Below are 3836 nucleotides of genomic sequence, written 5' to 3' on the forward strand. Positions count from 1 at the left end.
CGCGCGGTTTTCCGATAGACGAGGTTGCCGGCCTTGTCGCCCTTCCACGCCTTGACGATGGAGACGTCGGCGCGAATGGCCTCTTCCAGCACATACTCGCGGCCGTCGAAGGTGTGGGTGTGCTTGCCCTCCGCGAGCAGGGTGCCGTAAGCGGTGCGCGTGTAGAAGCCCGGGATGCCGGCGCCGCCCGCGCGGAACTTCTCCGCCAGCGTGCCCTGCGGCACCAGCTGGAGATCGAGCTCGCCGGCCAGCACCTGACGCTCGAACTCCTTGTTCTCGCCCACGTAGGAGGCGATGACCTTCTTGACCTGCCGCTTGTTGAGCAGCACGCCCATGCCGAACCCATCCACGCCGGCGTTGTTGCCGCAGATGGTGAGGTTCTTGATGCCCGAGTCGGCCACGGCCGCGATCAGGTTCTCGGGGATGCCGCACAGGCCGAAGCCGCCCGCGGCGATGGTGATGTCGTCCTTCAGCAGCCCGTCCAGGGCGGACTTCGCATCCGCGTACACCTTGCTCATTTGTGATTCACCTCTTGTGTTCAGGAACGTCGATCACACCATAGGCGTCGAGCTCGACGACCGGCCCCCGCAAGGAAGGTGACGGCGCGCTGATTCCCGGACACTCCGACCCTCCGGGAGCCCCCGGCCTTGGATGGCCCAATAATTTCAGGCACTTGGCCGGACCGCGAAAAAATTAATTCGGCGTGTCGATCTCGTGGACTCTCGTTCGACGTGAAAGTAGAGCCCGGGTTCACAGCCCGGCGTCCAACACCAAGGAGAACGACGATGCGATTCATGATCCTGATCAAGGCCACCAAGGATTCCGAGGCGGGCGTTCTGCCGAACGAGGAGCTCCTGACCGCGATGGGGAAGTACAACGAGGAGCTGGTGAAGGCCGGCGTGATGCTCGCGGGCGAGGGGCTCCACCCCAGCGCGAAGGGCGCGCGCGTCAAGTTCGCCGGAGGCAAGCGCACCGTGATCGACGGGCCCTTCGCCGAGACGAAGGAGCTGATCGCCGGCTTCTGGCTGTGGCAGGTGAAGTCGAAGGAAGAGGCGATCGAGTGGATCAAGCGCTGCCCGGATCCCATGCCTGGCCAGGAGTCCGAGATCGAGATCCGCCAGGTGTTCGAGGCGGACGACTTCGGTCCCGAGCTCACTCCCGAGCTCCGGGAGGCGGAGGATCGCATGCGCGACCAGCTGGCCGCGAAGAAGTAGTCGTCACGCGCCTCGGCCTTTGCACTGGCGGCTGAAGCTGTTCTGATCAGCCGCCGTGACGGCTTCCCCCGCGCATCGCGCGATCCACGCGGTCTGGAGAATCGAGTCGGCCCGGCTCATCGCCGGTCTCACGCGGTTCGTGCGCGACGTCGGTCTCGCCGAGGAGCTCGCACAGGACGCGCTCGTCGCCGCGCTCGAGCAGTGGCCGGCGTCAGGCGTCCCGGACAACCCGGGCGCCTGGCTCATGGCCACCGCGAAGCATCGGGCGATCGACCGCGTGCGCCGAAGCAAGCTGCTCGAGCGCAAGCACGAGGAGCTCGGTCACGAGCTCGAGGCCGAGCGGGAGAGGGCCGTGCCGGATCTCGACACCGCGATCGACGAGGACGTCGGCGACGACCTCCTGCGCCTCATGCTCATCGCCTGTCATCCGGTCCTCTCGACCGAGGCGCGCGTGGCACTCACGCTCCGCTTGCTCGGAGGGCTGACGACCGAGGAGATCGCGCGGGCGTTCCTCGTCGCGGAGCCGACCGTCGCCCAGCGCATCGTCCGGGCCAAGCGGACCCTCGCCGAGGCGCACGTCCCCTTCGAGGTTCCTCGCGGGGCCGAACTCGTCGCCCGGCTGTCGTCGGTGCTCGAGGTCATCTACCTCGTCTTCAACGAGGGCTACTCGGCGACCGCCGGTGACGACTGGGTTCGTCCCGCGCTCTGCGAGGACGCGCTGCGTCTGGGCCGTATCCTGGCCGAGCTCGCCCCGAAGGAGCCGGAGGTCCACGGCCTCGTCGCGCTCATGGAGCTCCAGGCGTCGCGGCTGAGGGCGCGGGTCGGCCCCTCGGGAGCGCCCGTCCTGTTGCTCGAGCAGAACCGCGCGCTCTGGGATCGAATCCTCATCCGTCGAGGGCTCGCGGCGCTCGCGCGTGCCGAGGCCCTCGGCGGCGCGCCGGGCCCCTATGCGTTGCAAGCCGCGATCGCCGCCTGTCATGCGCGAGCGCTGACGCCGGGGGAGACGGACTGGGCGCGCATCGCCGCGCTCTACGAGGCGCTCGCCCAGCTCACGTCCTCACCCGTCGTGGAGCTGAACCGTGCGGTCGCCGTGGCGATGGCGTTCGGTCCCGCAGCGGGCCTCGAGATCGTCGAGGCGCTGACGTCGGAGCGCTCGCTCGAGGGCTACCACCTCTTGCCGAGCGTGCGCGGCGATCTCCTCTTCAAGCTCGGACGCTTCGACGAGGCCCGGGCGGAGTTCGAGCGCGCGGCCTCGCTCACGCGCAACGCTCGCGAGCGCCACCTGCTGGCCGAGCGCGCCGCGGAGTGCCTCAGCCGCCATACCTGTTGAGCTTGGGAGACCGCCATGTGCCGAAACATCAAGACGCTGTTCAACTTCGAGCCGCCCGCCACGGAGGAGGAGATCCGAGCGGCGGCCTTGCAGTTCGTGCGCAAGCTGAGCGGCTTCAACAAGCCCTCGCAGGCCAACGAAGCCGCCTTCGCGCGGGCCGTGGATGACGTCACGGCCGCCGCCCGCGTGCTGATGGCGTCGCTGTCCACGACCGCCCAGCCGAGAGATCGCGAGGTCGAAGCCAACAAGGCGCGCGAGCACTCCCGCCTGCGCTTCAAGCCGCGAGCGACGCAGGGCGGTGGGGCCTAGGCGCCCTCGCCCTTCACGGGCAGCTCGAGCGTGAAAGTAGCGCCCCGACCGGGGCCGGAGCTGCTGCAGGTGAGCCGGCCCTTCATCTCGTTGGCGGCCAGGGCGCTGATGTGCAGGCCGAAGCCGTGCCCCGTCTTCTTGGTGGTGAAGCCCTGGGTGAACAGGCGCGCCACGTTCTCCGGGGCGATGCCCACGCCGTTGTCCGTCACGCCGATGTGCAGCTGCTCGCCTCCTGAAGCGAGCTGGACGTGGATGCTCAGGAGCTTGTCCGGCTGCCCACTGTCCACCAGCGCGTGGCGCGCGTTGCTCAGCAGGTTGATGAGGATCTGCAGCAGCTTGTGCCGGTCCACGAAGATGAGGGGCACGTCGGAGTAGTTGCGCACGATGCGGATGGCCAGGCGCTCGAAGGAGACGGCGTGCAGCCGCAGGGCCTCGTCGATGAGCTGCGGCACGGCCACCTGCTCCACGGCGCCCGCCGAGCGCGCGTGCTTCTGCTGCATGGTGACGATGGACTTGATGTGCTCGACGCTCTGGGTGAGCGACTGCATCTCCTTGAGCAGGGTGTCGCGCTCCTCCACCAGCTGGTCGGCCACGGCGATGAGGTAGGGCGGCAGTTGTTGGCCCTGGGGATCCCCGGTGAGGAAGGAGGGGAGATCCGCGGTGTGCTCGCGCAGGAGGCCGGTGGCCTTGGCCAGCCCGGAGACGCGGGAGCGGCGGAGCTGGTCGGTGACGAGGGTGGTGGAGATGTTGACGCTGTTGAGGGTGTTGCCCACGTTGTGGAGCACACCCGTGGCGACCTCGGCCATGCCCGCCTGCCGCGAGACGTCCACCAGGGTGCGGTGCATCTCCCCCAGCCGCGTCTCGGCTTCCCGGCGGGCGGTGACGTCGCGGCTGAAGAGTGTCACCCCCACCACCCGGCCGTCCTCGCCGGTAATGGGATGCATGCTGATGTCCAAGACGAGGCGGGGACCCCCCTCCACATA

The 3836-nt window shown here is 68.6% G+C and carries 5 protein-coding genes; 3 read left to right on the forward strand and 2 right to left on the reverse strand.

What is annotated here, in order from left to right:
• The coding region (locus tag VF697_RS36860) for a CoA transferase subunit A (protein ID WP_331102556.1) at positions 1–518 on the reverse strand (518 nt) is incomplete at its 3' end.
• Between the two features lie 267 nt (positions 519–785).
• Between VF697_RS36860 and VF697_RS36865 the strand changes: the two genes are divergently transcribed.
• The 3 genes from VF697_RS36865 to VF697_RS36875 are packed head-to-tail and all read left to right on the forward strand — an operon-like array spanning position 786 to position 2853.
• On the forward strand, positions 786–1214 hold the full coding sequence (locus VF697_RS36865; RefSeq protein WP_331102558.1) for a YciI family protein: 429 nt from the start codon (positions 786–788) through the stop codon (positions 1212–1214).
• 55 nt (positions 1215–1269) lie between these two features.
• Positions 1270–2544 (forward strand): RNA polymerase sigma factor, encoded by a 1275-nt coding sequence (locus VF697_RS36870; RefSeq protein ID WP_331102560.1) that lies wholly within the window; start codon positions 1270–1272, stop codon positions 2542–2544.
• Between the two features lie 15 nt (positions 2545–2559).
• Positions 2560–2853, forward strand: a complete 294-nt coding sequence (locus VF697_RS36875) for a DUF2277 domain-containing protein (RefSeq protein WP_331102562.1) — start codon at positions 2560–2562, stop codon at positions 2851–2853.
• Here the strand turns inward: VF697_RS36875 and VF697_RS36880 are convergent.
• Positions 2850–3836 (reverse strand): ATP-binding protein (locus VF697_RS36880; protein WP_331102564.1); only part of this gene is annotated, 987 nt, incomplete at its 5' end. The genes VF697_RS36875 and VF697_RS36880 overlap by 4 nt on opposite strands.

Origin of the sequence: Archangium sp. (assembly GCF_036388035.1) — a bacterium.
GTDB lineage: Bacteria > Myxococcota > Myxococcia > Myxococcales > Myxococcaceae > Archangium.